This is a genomic window from Nocardia sp. NPDC055165 (assembly GCF_053606985.1).
In genome coordinates, this window is sequence record NZ_JBSGSS010000001.1 from 493,925 (window position 1) to 508,824 (window position 14,900).

The window sequence follows — 14,900 nt, forward strand, 5'->3', positions numbered from 1 at the left end:
CGATGAGGTGATGTATTGAGCATTTCGGTGATGCTCGAGATGGTCGCGGCGAGTGAACCGGACCGGATAGCCGTCGTCTGCGACGGCACCAGGACGACCGCGGCGGAGCTGAGCGAACTGGCCGACCGGGCCGCCGGATCGATCGCCGACTCCGGCGCCGAACACGTCGCCTATGTCGGCACCGGCGGAATCATGCTGCCGCTGCTGATGTTCGGCTCCGCGCGAGCCGGCAAACCGTTCACGCCATTGAACTACCGACTCAGCGCATCGGCGTTGCGCGAGTTGATCGAGCGGCTCCCCGCGCCGCTGGTCGTCGTCGATGCCGAATACGCCGCCATGGTCGCGGACTGCGGCAAGCAGGTAGTCGATTCGCAGACCTTCATCGCCGCTGCCGAAGCCGGGGGGAACGAAACGATCGCCGAGGTCTCCCCCGACGACGTCGCGGTGCTGTTGTTCACCTCGGGGACGACATCGCGGCCCAAGGCGGTGGAACTCACCCACGCCAACCTGACCAGCTACGTGATGGGCACGGTCGAGTTCGCCTCGGCCGAACCGGGCGACGCCGCGCTGGTCTGTCTGCCGCCCTATCACATCGCCGGAGTAGGTGCGGCGCTGTCGAATCTGTACGCGGGTCGCAAGGTCGTGTATCTACGCCACTTCGACCCGGCCCGCTGGATCGAGCTCGTGCGCGAGGAACCGATCACCAATGCCACCGTCGTGCCCACCATGCTCGACCGCATCGTCACCGCGCTGCAGAGCATGCCTCGTATCGAACTGCCGACCCTGCGAACCCTTGCCTACGGCGGATCGAAGGCACCGTTGCCGCTGGTCCGCGCGACACTCGAGCTGCTGCCCTCGGTCGGTCTCGTCAATGCCTACGGTCTCACCGAAACCAGCTCTACCATCGCCGTTTCGACGCCGGAGGATCACCGGACCGCCTATGAGTCCGACGATCCGGCGATCGTGCGACGACTCGGCTCCGTCGGCCGCGCGGTACCCGGTGTCGAGTTGCAGATCCGTGACGCCGACGGCACCGTCCTCACCTCCGGCGAGGTCGGCGAATTGTTCGTCCGCGGCCCCCAGGTCTCGGGCGTCTACGCCGAGATCGGCTCGGTACTCGACGCCGACGGCTGGTTCCCGACCAAGGATCTCGCCGAACTCGACGCCGACGGCTTCCTGTTCATCGGCGGCCGGTCCGACGACACGATCATCCGCGGCGGCGAGAACATCGCACCCGCGGAGATCGAGGACGTTCTCGTCGAGCATCCCGATGTGCACGACGTCGCCGTGGTCGGCGTGCCCGACCACGAGTGGGGCCAGATCATCGTCGCCGTGGTCGTGGCGGCCCCCGGCACCGCACCCGATCCCGAGCTGCTCCGCACCCATGTGCGCCTGAGTCTGCGCGGATCGCGCACCCCGGATCGGGTCGTCTTCCGCGACGAACTCCCGACCACGCCGACAGGAAAGATTCTGCGGCGCACCCTCATCCAGGAATTCTCACCTGTTTCCACTACCCGCGAGGAGTCATCGTGATCAAGAGCGGCACCCGGCTCGAGAGCCAGGTCTGTCAGACCCAGGTCATCGTCATCAAGTACACCGAGGCGGTCGATGGGCTGCGGTGTGGTGGCGCCCCGATGGTGCCGTTCGGTCAGGACAAGGATGCTGAGGCCGTCATCGATCCGGAGTTCTCCACCGGCACCGCGGTGGGCAAGCGGTACGTGCACGACACCGGCGCCGAAATCCTGGTCACCCAGGCGGGTAGCGGCACACTCGCGGTCGATGCGGTCCCGTTGAATCTGAAGGACGCCAAGCAACTTCCGTCCAGCGACTGACTTACCGTGCCGACGCGAACGGCGCTCCGACCTCGAGGAGGTGGAGCGCCGTTCGTCGTTTCGTGCGGACTCGTCAATGCCAGGCGGCCAGCAGTTCCTCGGTGGTGGTGACGGTGGCGATCAGCGACAGCGTGTTGTCGACGATCGATTCCCCGTACTGGCGCGGGACGCCTGCCACCGCATCGCGGGGAACCACGACCTCGTAGGCGGCGTTGACCGCGTCCATCACCAGGTTCGGAATGGCCACGTTCAACGAGACCCCGACCGTCACCACGGTTCTGACTCCGAGGTTGCGCAGGACAGCGTCGAGGTCGGTGCCACCCATCGGCCCCAGTCCGTGCTGACGGGCGAGCACCAGATCCGTGGGAGCCGGACCGAATTCGGGCAGCAGGGTCGCGCCTTCGCTTCCCGGTGTCACCGCGACGCCGCGGCGGCCGAGCGCGAACAGTTTGGCGTTGTGGTTGGAGCCGAGACCGTCGGCTCGCCGCCAGACCAGACAGTGCACCACCTTCACCCCGGCCGCACGCGCGGCCGGGAGCAAAGTGGCGATATTGGGTAGCGCGGCACGGCGTGCCTCCTGCGCCAGAGCGGGCAGACCGGCGGCCCGGCCGACCACCGCACCCTGGCACTCCTGCGTGATGAGGGCGGTATGCGCCGGCGCCACCAAATCGGCAAGCGACCGTGTGCTCATTCGACCACCACCCCCGCCCGCCGCGCTCACACCGGAACCGAAGCGTCCGCGGGTGGAACGTCGTAGAACTGGGTGGCCCACTTCCGCAGCGACAGATACGGTTTGGCGTCCTTGGGTGAGAGCGGTGGGCGCTCGACATACTTCTGGTAGCGCCAGATACTCAGGTCTTCCCAGACCGTCACCAAAAACTGCTTCTCCACACGCGCGCGGACTTCCGGCGGGGGCACGTCGGAGTCGTCGCCCGGGTTCTTCGGCCACCAGATCGAATAGAACAGATCCGAGCATTCGTCATCGACCGGGGTCGTGGCGAAGATCAGCCGGTGTTTCGACGATCCCTCGAAGGCGCTGATCGAGCCGCCGAGGCCGAACATCTGCGCGTGGATCTTCAACGCCATCTTGTTCGGGTCGTCGCTGCGCGCGTCGGGCCAGCCGGTCAGGAAGTTCCAATTGTGATCGACCGCGCTGTAGTCGAGCATCTGCGGGGTCACCGTCGCGCCGTGGACATACTCGAAATGCAGGCTGTCCGGACCGTTTTCCAGAACGACCTGGGGATGCACCGGCTCGCGTTCGGTCTTGCTCGAGAACTCGGGGTAGGGCCGGTAGTACTGGGTGGGATCGGAACCGAGGTCGGGAAACATCGTCAGGATGTCGGGCATCTCCCAGGTCGGGGGCTTGCCCTCCGGGTGATGCCACATGAACACGCAGCCGTTCTGCTCGTTCACTGGGTACACCTGCAACTTCAGGCCGCGGTTGACCCGGTCCTCCCCCGGGATGTGGCGATTGGTGCCGTCGGGCCCCCATCGCCAGCCGTGGAACGGACACTCCACACAGTCACCGACGACCTTGCCGCCGTGACCGATATGGGCGCCGAGGTGGCGGCAGTGGCCGGTGAGGATGTGCATTTCGCCCGCCTCGTCACGGTAGGCGACCAGGTCCTCGCCGAAGTACCGCAGCGGGCGGGTTTCGCCGATCGGGAATTCCGCCGACCAGCCGACCATGAACCAGCCGGTGACCTTCCAGGTGAACGGGACTTTCACAGGGCACCTCCAGTGCGTGAGAAATCTTCGGGGTGATTCATGTGGTGACGACCGTGGCACCCGCGGTGCCGGGAGCACCGTAGAGCAGGGCGAATCCGGCCTTGGGCGAACCGGCGACCTGCCGCTCGCCCGCGGTCCCGCGCAGTTGCAGCACCAGTTCGTGCAGCTGGCGCATACCCGAGGCACCGATCGGTTCGCCGTTGGCGATGAGTCCACCGTCGGTGTTCACCGGCAGTGACCCCGAGATCTCGGTGGCGCCTTCGGCAATTAACCGCTCCTGGTCGCCGTCGGCACAGAAGCCGGCCTCCGCCATGTGGATGACCTCCGCGCCCGCGTCGGTGTCCTGCAGTTGCACAACGTCGATGTCGTTCGGCGAGATGCCCGCCGTCTCGAACGCGGCCCGGGACGCGTACACCGACGGGGACACATCCTCCTGGACCGGCGCATAAGTCGTATTGACCTCGTAGGCGCCATAGGTACGTGTGCGAACCTCGACCGCGCGCACATACACGGGTTTGCTCGTGTACCGGTGCGCGATATCGGCCCGGCACATGATCACCGCGGCCGCGCCCTCGTCGGGCGCGCAGAACATGTAGTGGGTCAGCGGGTAGTTGAACATGGGCGCACCGAGGATCTCTTCCTCGGATATCGGCTTGCGGCGGAAGGCATTCGGATTCAATCCACCGTTGCGGTAGTTCTTGGCGGCTACCTTGGCCAACGTCTCCACCGAGATGTCGTGATCGTGCAGGTAGCGGTTGGCCTTCATGCCGAAGAACTTGGTGGTCAGGTACTGGCCGTTCTCGCCGTACCACTTGGGCATGCCGACCAGCGTCGGATCGACGGTGAACGCTCCGCGGGGATGCTTGTCCATGCCGATCGCGATGCCGATGTCGTACTTGCCGAGCCGGATCGCGTCCGCGCACGCCTCGGTGGCGCTGGCCGAGGTCGCGCACGCGTTGAACACGTTCGTGAACGGGATGCCGGTCAGCCCCATCATGCCCACGATCGCGTCGGGATTGGCGATCTCCCAGCTGCCGCCGACAGCGAATTGGATATCGCGCCATGCCAAACCCGCGTCGGCGAGCGCGGCACGGATCGCGTCGGTTCCCATCTGCATCGCGGACTTACCGTCGAACCGGCCGAAGGGATGCATCCCCACGCCGATGATCGCTACCTCGTCGGTCATCTCAAAGCTCCTGTTCCACAGGCTGGAAGGCGAAGGTGAGGACCTCGTTGCCCTCGTCGTCGGTACCGAGCGGGGCGGTGGTGAGCGTGACCGCCATGCCGAATACCAGCTTCTTCGGATCGTTCTCGGTGAGCCGGCCTTCGACGCGGATCACGTCACCGAGCTGAACCAGGCCGACGCCGAAGGGGACGAACGTCTTCGGCGTCTCGTCACCGAGGTACGGGGCGCCGGGCAGGAAGCCCTGCGTTGTCCACGCGACCAGAGTTCCGGTGCGGGGCAAAGTGGTCGGTGCTATCGACGGCATACTGCACTTCGGACACAAGTCCTGGATCGGGAAGACCGTGGCGCCACAATCGGCGCACGATCCCCCGACCAGCCGGAAGTCGTCTTCGGGCCAGTTGGAGATCTCGGGGGCAATAATTCGTTGCATTTATCGTTCCTCGACTTCGGATTCGTTGCCAGAGTGGTTCGACCGCAGGGCACATTCCTCGACGAACGACAGCAGGCCGAGGTGATAGGCCACACCGCCGAAACCGACGCTCATGTTGTGCCCGGACCCGTGCTGGTCATAGCCCACGAAACGTGGTGTCGCGGTGAAGGATTCTTCGATTTCTGCACGTGCGGCAGGGTCGGTCCGCCACACCCGCTCGTACTCGGCGTCGGTTACCCGCACGGGCACGCGTACACGTGCGGCGAGCGCCGGGAAATCCGTCGGCCAGGTCTGGACAACGGATGCTTCGTATCGCGGCGTGCCCGAGGTGAGCGACCGGCCGCCGAACACCTCCGCCGGGTAAGCCCCACGTGGGGTCCACAGCAGGTCTCGAATCCCGCTCGCGTTGCCGGTCGCGCGGATCTGTTCGATGATCCGGATCGCGTCGGGGCGTTTGTGGATACCGGTGCCGGCCAGTTCGAGGCCGAGCAGATCATCACCGCGGTCGTCGGCGGCCATGCGCGCCGCCAGATCGCAGCCCGCCGAATGTCCGGCAATGAAGACACCCGCGCCGCGACGGCTCGTTCCCAGCAGTTCATCGATCACGGCATAGCTCACGTCGACTCGGCGCTGAGGTACGTCGAAAGCCCAGCCCCATGATTCGGAGGCGCCGTAGCCCGGGCGATCGAGCGCGAGGACGGTGTATCCCAGCCTGGCGCCGAGCCGCAGTAGTGACAACCAGGGCAGGCCGGGCAGGTCGAAGTAGCGAGCGGTGGTTGCCCCGCCGTGGACGGCGACGAGCACCGCGCGCGGGTCGGCGACCTCGGCGCACAGCGCCGAGAACCGCATTCCGTCCACTTGGACTTCGCGGGCGACGACGTTGTCGACCGCGTTCGGATCCGGCAGCAGGCCGGTGCTGTCGATGTTCATGCGTCCGCCCGCAGCAGCATCACACCGCTGGGAGTCAGACCACCGCTGCTGACGACCGCAACCCGCGCGTCCGGAATCTGGCGCGCACCGGCCCGCCCACGCAGTTGCTCGATCGCCTCGTAGACCAGGCCCATACCGTGCGTGCGTCCGTGTGAGAGCTGACCACCGTGGGTGTTCAGGGGCAGGAGTCCGTCACGGGCGATGTTCTTGCCGCCCTGGAGGAAATCCTTGGCCTCGCCGATACCGCAGAATCCGAGCGCTTCGATCCACGACAGACAGTTGAAGGTGAAGCCGTCGTAGAGTTCGGCGACGTCCACATCGGTGGGGCCCAGGGTCGTGCGCGACCACAGATGCGCCGCTTGTCCCAGCACCTGCGGCTCGTGGGTGAGCGTGCTCTGATCCCATTCGAGCCGTTCGATGATCTGGGTTCCGACCGCCTCGACGAAGACCGGTGGTTGTGCGAGATCGGCTGCGGTTTCCCGCGCCGAAACCACCACTGCGACAGCGCCATCGCACGGTACGTCGCAGTCGTAGAGCCCGAACGGCGTGGTGACGGTGCGGGCGGACAGGTAATCGTCCATGGTCAGCGGATCTCTGTAGATCGCCGAGGGGTCCAGCGCCGCGTTGGCCCGCTGGTTCAGGGCGATCCAGCCCAGCGTCTCCCGATCTGTGCCGTAGCGATGGAAGTGCCGTTGAGCGGTCTGCGCGAGCAGGTGTGCCGCCGAGATCGCGCCGAACGGGGTCAGCCACGGGTCGGTGATGCCGCCGGACGGCGAGATCGACCCGGCGCGAACGAGTTCGCCATAGGTCGACTCCCAGACGGTGCGGAAACACAGGACGTGCCGGGCCAGGCCGGTCGCCACGGCGAGCATCGCCGCGATGATCGACCCGCCGGGTCCGAAAGTTTCCGCCCCGCCGTTGTGCCAGGTCGGGTGCAAGCCGAGCGCCGATTCCACGGCCGTGACGCCACCCTCGGTGAAAGGCCCGAGGTTGCCGGAACCAGGGTAGGTGGACAGCCCGTCGATATCGTCGAGGCTCAGCCCGGCGTCCTCGACCGCGCCACGACAGGCTTCGAGCGTCAGTGCCAGCGGATCGGCCATCAGCCTGCGCCCGATCCGCGACCTTCCGATACCGGTGATCGCGACCTTGTCCTCGAACTTCTCGCGAGTCACCATCGGCCGGACGTGCTCGCGCATGGCGGACGGCTCGATCGGATCGGCGGGTAAGGGGGCAGGCGGTGACGCCGGGTCCGCGGGCCGGAACAGCGGGATCCACGCCGCACCGGCCTGTTCGAACACCACCTCCATCCGCTGCCCCAGCACCAGGTCGGCGGGATCGCATTCCACGACATTGGTCGTCAGCCGGACCCGGGTGTCCTCCTCGAGCGCGACCTGCGCCACCACATACCGCGCGGGTAGTCCGGGCACGGTGAATCGGTGATTCACCGTGAATCCGATCAGGGTCGCGAAACCCGAGACCTCGGTAACCTCCAGGTGCTCGCCTCGGCAGTACCGGCACGCGGGGCGCGGCGGGTGGACGAGTGCGGCGCAGGACCCGCACTTCTTGATCCGCAGGCGCCCGTCGGCGCCGGAGGCCCAGTAGAACTCGGTCTCCGGCGTGATCGACGGCTGCGGCCGCTGGGTGGCCTCGGCCACGGGTACTCCTTCCGAGCTGGGTGTCAGCTCGCCTTCGCCTTGGGTTTGGCGGGCAGCGAGTAGTTGGGCCTGCCCAGTCCGAGAATGTGCTGGGCGATCATGTTGCGGAACACCTCGAGCGTGCCGCCGTAGATGCCACACAGCGGCGCCCAGCGGTAGATGTACTCCATCGCGCCGTTGTCCGCGGCGCCGTCGGCGTCCACCGGCAGCGCCGAGGCGGGGCCGAGGATGTCCATCAGATCGGGCGAGATGTCACGCATGGTCTGCGCGATCGCGACGCGGCCGAACATGTGCGGCGCCGACAGCGACGCCTCCATCCGCGCGATGCTGCGGCCGAGGCGGTAGCCGACGGACCGGTCGTCGAGGAGCCTGCGCCCGTCGGGGCCCTTGCGGTCCGCGATCGAGACCACCGCGTCGACCGAGGTCGCCATCATCGTGCCCTGATGGACGAGGATCGAGACGTCCTGCAGGCCGTCGTCGCCGGCGCCGACGACGCCGTGCTCCTCGTTGAGCGGGCCCATCAGCACCGCCCAGCCGCCGTTCACCTCACCGAGGCGGTATTTGTCGTCCACCCGGACATCGCTGTAGTAGACGATGTTGGTGCGGTCGCCGTCGACCGTGCGAATGCCCTGGATCTCGATGCCGGGACTGTCCAGCGGAACCAGGAACATGGTGAGGCTCTTGTGCTTCGACGACGCCTCGGGATCGGTGTTGGTGATGAGGAAGACGTACTGGCAGTTGTGCGCGCCAGTGGTGAACATCTTCGAACCGTTGATCACCCACTGATCGCCGTCGCGCACCGCCCTTGTCTTGCACGTCGCGACATCGGACCCACCTTCGGGCTCGGTGTATCCCAGGCACAACCGGATCTCGCCGCGCTCGAGGCCGGGCAGGACCTCTTGCTGGAGTTCCGGCGAACCGTGGGTGCGGACAGATTTGGAGACGATCCCGGTCGTCCCCCAGGTGACCCAGGGGATGTGCACCCGTCGCCGCTCCAGATCCCAGATCCGGCGCCGCAGACGGCTCAGACCGCCGTCCTCCTCAGCGGCCAGCTCGGCACTCAGCCAGCCGGCCTCGGCGAGCGCGAGATGCACGCCCTCGTCGAAGTTGTCACCGGTCTCGCGATCACGGCGACGGACCTCGTCGGTGACGTGGGTGTCGAGGAAAGCTCGCGCTTCATCGAGGAACTTCTGGTCCTCATCGGCGAGTTCGACTCGTGAGAAATCCATGTTCTACTCCGTCCTATGCCGACGCTGCGGCGAAAAGTTCAGCGACCTCTACGGCGCTGGCGCCCAGATCGCCGGCGGCCAGCGGCCAGCCCCTTGCGCGCAGCAGATAGGCCGACGCGGCCGCTTCCTCGGAGACCCCGAGTCCGCCCTGGACCTGAACCGCCATCGTTGCCGCGCGCGGTGCTTCCTCGGCGATGAACACGAACGCCGCCGCGGACAGGCCGGGCTGGAAGCCGGGTTCGTGTTCGAGGAACCAGGCCGCGCGCCGGGTCAGGTTGCGCGCAGCGTTCACGGTGATCGCGATGTTCGCCAGTGGGTGCGAAATACCCTGCAGCGTCGAGATCGGGACCCCCATCGTGTAGCGGGTTGTGGCGAATTCCGCGGCGATCCGCAGTGTTTCGTCGACCAGACCGACAAGGGCGGCCGCCGTGAGCACACGCCATTCATCGAGAGCACGCTGGTATTCGGCGAGTGCTTCGGCACCACTGGCCAGCACGGTCCGTTGGTTCGCGGCGGCCGGGTCGACCCAGGCCATCGGCAGTCGGCCGATATTGTCTACTGCCGCAGGCCGGGTGTCGAAGCGCAGCAGCACGATCTCCTCGCCGTCGCGCACAACGATGTGGTCGGCGACCGAGCCGGCGCCGATCAACCGCACCCCATCGGCGTGGCCGACGCGGGTGTCGAGGGCGAGCAACTGCCTACCCTCGACGATGTCGGCGGCCGCACTGTCGTTCTCGCCCAATGCGCCGAGCCTGGCCAGCAGGCGCGCTGCGCAGACATGATCGATCCACGGCAGCGGGGCGATCACGCGCCCGAGTTCCTCGGCGACCAGCGACAGTTCGACCAAGGTGGCATCGTCGCCGCCCACCGACTCCGGCAGCGCCATCGTGGTCGCGCCGGTGGCGCACAACTGCTCCCACAAGTTCTTGTCGAAGCCGGTTTCCTCGGCCGCCCGGACAGTGTCGAGTGAGCATTTCGAACGAAAGAACTTCGCGTATACGGCCTGGAGTTCGGTTTGATCCGCCGACAGGCTGTAGTCCTGGCGACGCAATTCGTAACGGTCCATATTCCTTTGCTCCTGGTTCCGGCGCGTCAATCGCCGACGGATCGGTCGCCGAAGAAGAACTCCTGCGCGTTGTTGTAGAGGTAGTTGTCCAGCACGTCCTCTGGCAGATCCAGCGCCTCGGCTTCGGGAACCAGCCTGCGCATGGAGAGCACCGGCCAGTCCGAACCGAAGATCACCTTGTTCTTGCCACGCGTACGCATGAAGTGGATGAGGCTGTCCGGCAACCGTTTCGGCGACCACGCCGAGGTCATCAACCGAAGGTTGTCGTACTTGATGAGCAGCCGGATCGCGGTCTCCCACCACGGATCGGCACCGTGGATCATGCACAGCCGCAGTTCGGGGAACTGGTAACAGATCCGGTCCAGGTAGATCGGATTCTGGACCTCACCCGGGATCGGAGGACCCGGGATCCCGGTGTTCATGCACAGCGGCAGACTGATTTCGGCGCATTTGTAATAGAGCGGGTAGTAGACCGCGTCGGTCGGCGGATACCGGCCGTCACCCCAGAAGCTCGCCCCGGTGGTGGTGTAGGTGACAGGCAGGCTCTCGACCAGCGCGGTGAGTTCACGCAGCGAGGGAACGGGGTGCAGCAGATCCACCCCGTTCACCGCCAACGAGAACCGGTCAGGGCGGGCCTCTACGAACGACAGCGCGGTCTTCGACGGCTTCACCATCGAGTACATCAACACGGCCTTCTCGACGCCCTGCTCGTCCATCTCGTCGACCAGCTCGGAGAGTTCGACCTGGGCGTACATCGAGCTCGCGCCCTTGAAGTAGTCGTCGCGCACCTTGAGCATCCAGGTGGGTTGCTCGCGTTCACCGAAGTGAACATTCACCAAGCAGTCGTTGACCTTGCGCATCGTCATGCCCCGACTTCTTCGCCTGCGGCCTCCACGGCCCGCTGCATCGCCCATCGGTAATCCGGCTTGCCGTTGCCGAGCCGGCGGATCTCGTCGACGAAGATCACTGCCTTGGGCACCTTGAAGCCGGCCAGTCGCGACCTGCACAGCTGCTGCAACGACTTCGGGCTGGCATCGTCGCGGGATCCGACGCAGACCAGGGCGACCACTTCGTTGCCCCACCGTTCGCTCGGCCTGCCGACGACGAGCGCGTCGTTGATCTGCGGATGTCCGCGCAACACCTCCTCGACCTCTTCCACGAACACCTTTTCGCCACCGGTGTTCACCACAAGGGCGTCACGGCCGAGCAGACGCAGTGCGCCGTCGGCGTCGACGGTCGCCCGGTCACCCGGGATCGCCATGCGCAACCCGTCGATGACCGGGAAGGTCCGCTCGGTGGCCGCGCGATCGTCGAGGTATCCCAGCGGGACACGACCTGTCCGGGCAGCCCAGCCGACCTCCGGATCCCCGGGCTTGATGAATCGGGTGCGGTCGTCGGAGACCAGGGTTCCACCCGGCATCGGCGCGAAAGCGTCGACTTCGTTGCCCTTGGTGCTGCGGCCGAAGCCCATGCCGCCGGTTTCCGACGAGCCGTAACCCTCGACCACGAAGGCGTGGGGAATCAGCTCCAGCAGGTCGTGTTTGTGCACGGGGTTGGTCGCCGCGCCGCCGCTGCCGATCGCCATGAGCGAGGACATGTCATAGGTGCCCTCACGCAGGGCCCGCACCAGCGGGCCCGCATACGCGTCACCGACGATCGTCAACAACGCCGCCTTCTCCCGTTCGGCGATCCGCAGCGCGTTGTGCGCGTCGAACTTCTGCCGATCGTCGTAGAGCACGACTGTCTGGCCGGAGAGCAAACCGGCGAACGAGGTCCAGATGCCTGCCGCGTGCGACAGCGGCGACACCGCGAACCAGACGTGCCCGGTCATCAGCGCGAGCTGGCGCAGCCCCTCACCGGATTCGTGATCGGCGCCGTTCATCGACGAGACGTACATGTCGCCCTGGCGCCAGAGCACGCCCTTGGGCCTGCCCGTCGTGCCGCCGGTGCACAACATGACCAGATCGTCGGGCGAGGTCTCGATCACCGGTTCGTCGGCGCCGAGGGCTATCGCGTCCTCGTAGACGACCGCGCTCTCGAGCTCGGGAACATCGCTGTCGTCATCGACCGAAATCAGCAGTTCGACGCCCTCCGGCGCGGCCCGCTCCACCACGGGCCCGAAGGACTTGTGGAACACGATGGCAGTCGGCCGGATGTAGGCCAGCAGATCCCGGATCTCGTGTTCGGTGTAGTGGTGGTTGATGTTGACCGGCACGACACGCGCCTTCATGCAACCGATCATCACGTCGAGGTACTGGTCGTTGCGCATCAGCAGCGCGACGCGATCCTGCCCGCACTCCCACCGTTCCAGCTCGGCGCGGGGTGTGCGCTCACCGAAGCCGCGCTCGGCCAGGTAGTTCGCGAACTTCCTCGTTCGCAGCGCAGTGTCGCCGAAGGTGCGACGGCGCTCGCCGCACACGGTCACCGTCCGATCGGGCACGGCGGCCGCGACCTCGTCGAAGACTGCGCTGATCGTCCATTCGGTCAACAGAACACTCCGATGCCGGAGCCGGAAATCGTCACTGTATGCATGGTTCGGTCCTCGTTGTCCTAGCGGGAAAGCGCGGCGACGGGCACGCCGAGCAGATCGAGAGAGTCATCGGATCCGGCCGTACCCTTCTGCCGCCGAAAGGCTTGCCGCAAACCAAATAGATACGACTACTGTATACGTAACAGTAGCGCCTTGCGCAAGGTATCGCGAAGGGTTTGCGCGGGAATGCCCGGCATCGCTCGCGCCTCCCACCCGCCCGGATCCACCACTGACGCGACAACAAGACAGTATCATTTACTGTATTCGCAACAGTATGTCTGGAAATATGGACCGACCAGGAAGAATCGGGGAACAGTGACCACCGAGAACGCATCCGATGACGGCTCCGGGGCCGTCGGCGTCACCTACGACGGGCCGGTTCTTCGCCTGACCATCGACCGTGGGAGCCGGCGCAATGCACTCTCACCCGCGATGATCGACACCCTCGTCGCCGCGCTCACCGCCGCGGCCACCGATCCCGAGCTGCGAGCGGTGCACATCAGCGGTGCGGGCGCGGACTTCTGCTCGGGCGTGGACTGGGTCGCGACGAACAGCGGGGACGCCCGTCCTCGCACCGGAGACCTGGTCCGCCGCATCCCGCATACCGCGCACCGCCTCATCGAGCTCGTACACACCCTGCACCTGCCGGTGGTGTGCACGGTGCGCGGCTGGGCCGCCGGACTCGGCTGCAATCTCGCGATCGCCGCCGACTTCACTCTCGCCGACACCGACGCGGTGTTCTGGGAGCCGTTCCTGCCACGCGGCTTCAGCCCGGACTCCGGCTCCACCTGGTTGCTCCCGAGGCTGGTGGGTCTGGCCAGAGCCAAGCGGATGCTGTTGCTCGGCGAACGGATCGGCGCTCCCGAGGCGGCCGACTGGGGGCTGATCCACCAGACGACCACACCCGACGACCTCGACCGGGCCACCGAGGATCTGCTGGCCGGACTGGCCGCCGCACCGACCGTTGCCGTCGGACTCGCCAAGCAGGCTCTGCACCGCAACCTCGGCGCCGGTCTCACCGAGGCGATGGACAACGAGCTCTACGGACTCGAGCTCGCTTGCCGTACGAAGGACTTCAAAGAAGGGCTGGCGGCTTTCCGGCAACGGCGCACTCCCGAGTTCCTCGGCTACTGAGAACGCGAACACCCCCGATCAAGCCCGAGACAACGAAGAGGTTCGGATGAAGACCAAAGGCGCCCTGATCTGGGAGCGCGACCAGCCGTGGTCGATCGAGGACATCGAGATCGGCGAGCCACGAGCCGACGAGGTCACCGTCCGGATGGAGACCGCCGGGCTCTGCGATGCCGATCATCACCTGGTGACCGGCGACATCGCGATGGCGGACTTTCCGGTCCTCGGCGGACACGAAGGCGCGGGTGTGGTCGTCGAAGTCGGAGCGGACGTCCACGACCTGAACGTCGGCGACCATGTAGTGATGTCGTTCGTCCCGTCGTGCGGCACGTGCCAGCCGTGCCGGGCAGGGCTGTGCAATCTGTGCGACCTCGGTGCCGGCCTACTCGGTGGCGCCGCCGTCGCGGACGGCACCTTCCGCGTCACCGCGCGGGGACATCGCGTCCATCCGATGGCCCTGGTCGGAGCGTTCGCACCGTACACGGTGGTCCATCGTGCCTCGGTGGTCAAGATAGACCCGTCGATCCCGTTCGACGTCGCCTGCCTCGTCGGCTGTGACATCACCACCGGCTACGGGTCAGCCGTGCACACCGCGCGGATCCAGCCGGGTGAGGATGTCGCCATCATCGGCCTCGGCGGCGTCGGCTCATCCACCCTGCAGGGCGCGGTCATCTCAGGCGCCAACCGAATCTTCGTCGTCGATCCGATCGAGTGGAAACGCAAGCAAGCCGAGAAACTGGGCGCCACCGACGTCTATCCCGACCTCGAGACCGCCGCCGCGGGTATCGCCGAGGCAACCGGAGGACGCATGTGCCACAAGGTGATCGCGTCCATGGGCCGTCGGGACAGCCACGAACTGGAGGCGTGGATGGATCTCACCGCCAGGGCGGGCACCTGCGTCCTGACCGCGATGGGCACCACGATGGCCGCTGAAGTGCCGCTCACTCTGTCGATGCGCACGCTGATGCAGAAGAATCTGCAGGGCAGCCTGTTCGGCGGCGGCAATCCGCACGAAGACATCCTCGAGGTCCTGGCGTTGTACAAGCTCGGCGAGCTCGACCTGAACGGCATGGTCACCAAGGAATTCCGGCTCGACCAGATCAACGAGGGTTATCAGGAGATCCATCGAGCCAACGGGCTGCGCGGGATCATCCGATTCACCGACGCCGACCGCTGAACCCTT

14 protein-coding genes are annotated in these 14,900 nt (G+C 66.3%); 4 read left to right on the top strand and 10 right to left on the bottom strand.

All coding sequences use genetic code 11. The features are described 5' to 3' along the window. The first annotated feature begins 15 nt into the window (after positions 1 to 15). Positions 16 to 1,533, top strand: coding sequence for a class I adenylate-forming enzyme family protein (locus ACWFRF_RS02440; protein WP_452448592.1), 1,518 nt, complete (start codon positions 16 to 18; stop codon positions 1,531 to 1,533). Further along, complete coding sequence (locus ACWFRF_RS02445) at positions 1,530 to 1,832, top strand: hypothetical protein (protein ID WP_452448593.1); 303 nt, start codon at positions 1,530 to 1,532, stop codon at positions 1,830 to 1,832. The genes ACWFRF_RS02440 and ACWFRF_RS02445 overlap by 4 nt, the downstream gene beginning before the upstream one ends. 73 nt (positions 1,833 to 1,905) lie before the next feature. On the opposite strand, the gene ACWFRF_RS02450 is transcribed toward ACWFRF_RS02445, so the two are convergent. Genes ACWFRF_RS02450 through ACWFRF_RS02495 form a run of 10 tightly spaced genes read right to left on the bottom strand, consistent with a single transcriptional unit; the run spans position 1,906 to position 12,544 of the window. Next, a complete protein-coding gene (locus ACWFRF_RS02450; protein WP_452448594.1) occupies positions 1,906 to 2,523 on the bottom strand; it encodes an isochorismatase family protein in 618 nt (205 codons plus the stop codon). Between the two features lie 26 nt (positions 2,524 to 2,549). Beyond that, entirely contained in the window at positions 2,550 to 3,560 is a 1,011-nt protein-coding gene (locus ACWFRF_RS02455) for an aromatic ring-hydroxylating oxygenase subunit alpha (protein ID WP_452448595.1), read from the bottom strand. 37 nt (positions 3,561 to 3,597) lie between these two features. Beyond that, complete coding sequence (locus ACWFRF_RS02460) at positions 3,598 to 4,746, bottom strand: thiolase family protein (RefSeq protein ID WP_452448596.1); 1,149 nt, start codon at positions 4,744 to 4,746, stop codon at positions 3,598 to 3,600. Position 4,747: 1 nt separating this feature from the next. Beyond that, positions 4,748 to 5,176: a Zn-ribbon domain-containing OB-fold protein gene (locus ACWFRF_RS02465; RefSeq protein ID WP_452448597.1), complete on the bottom strand. Its 429-nt coding sequence runs from the start codon at positions 5,174 to 5,176 to the stop codon at positions 4,748 to 4,750. Next, positions 5,177 to 6,106: an alpha/beta hydrolase gene (locus ACWFRF_RS02470; RefSeq protein ID WP_452448598.1), complete on the bottom strand. Its 930-nt coding sequence runs from the start codon at positions 6,104 to 6,106 to the stop codon at positions 5,177 to 5,179. Then, complete coding sequence (locus ACWFRF_RS02475) at positions 6,103 to 7,761, bottom strand: thiolase C-terminal domain-containing protein (RefSeq protein WP_452448599.1); 1,659 nt, start codon at positions 7,759 to 7,761, stop codon at positions 6,103 to 6,105. Before ACWFRF_RS02475 ends, ACWFRF_RS02470 begins: the two co-directional genes overlap by 4 nt. Before the next feature lie 23 nt (positions 7,762 to 7,784). Beyond that, positions 7,785 to 8,990, bottom strand: a complete 1,206-nt coding sequence (locus ACWFRF_RS02480; protein WP_452448600.1) for an acyl-CoA dehydrogenase family protein — start codon at positions 8,988 to 8,990, stop codon at positions 7,785 to 7,787. Positions 8,991 to 9,003: 13 nt separating this feature from the next. Further along, on the bottom strand, positions 9,004 to 10,056 hold the full coding sequence (locus ACWFRF_RS02485; protein ID WP_452448601.1) for an acyl-CoA dehydrogenase family protein: 1,053 nt from the start codon (positions 10,054 to 10,056) through the stop codon (positions 9,004 to 9,006). Between the two features lie 26 nt (positions 10,057 to 10,082). Beyond that, complete coding sequence (locus ACWFRF_RS02490) at positions 10,083 to 10,922, bottom strand: amidohydrolase family protein (protein WP_452448602.1); 840 nt, start codon at positions 10,920 to 10,922, stop codon at positions 10,083 to 10,085. Then, on the bottom strand, positions 10,919 to 12,544 hold the full coding sequence (locus tag ACWFRF_RS02495) for an AMP-binding protein (RefSeq protein WP_452448603.1): 1,626 nt from the start codon (positions 12,542 to 12,544) through the stop codon (positions 10,919 to 10,921). Before ACWFRF_RS02495 ends, ACWFRF_RS02490 begins: the two co-directional genes overlap by 4 nt. Positions 12,545 to 12,901: 357 nt before the next feature. Here ACWFRF_RS02495 and ACWFRF_RS02500 point away from each other — a divergent pair, with 357 nt between their 5' ends. After that, on the top strand, positions 12,902 to 13,720 hold the full coding sequence (locus tag ACWFRF_RS02500) for an enoyl-CoA hydratase/isomerase family protein (RefSeq protein WP_452448604.1): 819 nt from the start codon (positions 12,902 to 12,904) through the stop codon (positions 13,718 to 13,720). Between the two features lie 46 nt (positions 13,721 to 13,766). After that, the gene (locus tag ACWFRF_RS02505; protein ID WP_452448605.1) at positions 13,767 to 14,894 is read left to right on the top strand and encodes an NDMA-dependent alcohol dehydrogenase; all 1,128 of its coding nucleotides are present in this window, start codon (positions 13,767 to 13,769) and stop codon (positions 14,892 to 14,894) included. Positions 14,895 to 14,900 lie beyond the last annotated feature (6 nt).

Bases quoted from the DNA above. Each gene is read 5' to 3' on its own strand.
- ACWFRF_RS02450 (WP_452448594.1), bottom strand. From the start codon at position 2,523: ATGAGCACACGGTCGCTTGCCGATTTGGTGGCGCCGGCGCATACCGCC.
- ACWFRF_RS02460 (WP_452448596.1), bottom strand. From the start codon at position 4,746: ATGACCGACGAGGTAGCGATCATCGGCGTGGGGATGCATCCCTTCGGC.
- ACWFRF_RS02465 (WP_452448597.1), bottom strand. From the start codon at position 5,176: ATGCAACGAATTATTGCCCCCGAGATCTCCAACTGGCCCGAAGACGAC.
- ACWFRF_RS02470 (WP_452448598.1), bottom strand. From the start codon at position 6,106: ATGAACATCGACAGCACCGGCCTGCTGCCGGATCCGAACGCGGTCGAC.
- ACWFRF_RS02480 (WP_452448600.1), bottom strand. From the start codon at position 8,990: ATGGATTTCTCACGAGTCGAACTCGCCGATGAGGACCAGAAGTTCCTC.
- ACWFRF_RS02485 (WP_452448601.1), bottom strand. From the start codon at position 10,056: ATGGACCGTTACGAATTGCGTCGCCAGGACTACAGCCTGTCGGCGGAT.
- ACWFRF_RS02490 (WP_452448602.1), bottom strand. From the start codon at position 10,922: ATGACGATGCGCAAGGTCAACGACTGCTTGGTGAATGTTCACTTCGGT.
- ACWFRF_RS02505 (WP_452448605.1), top strand. From the start codon at position 13,767: ATGAAGACCAAAGGCGCCCTGATCTGGGAGCGCGACCAGCCGTGGTCG.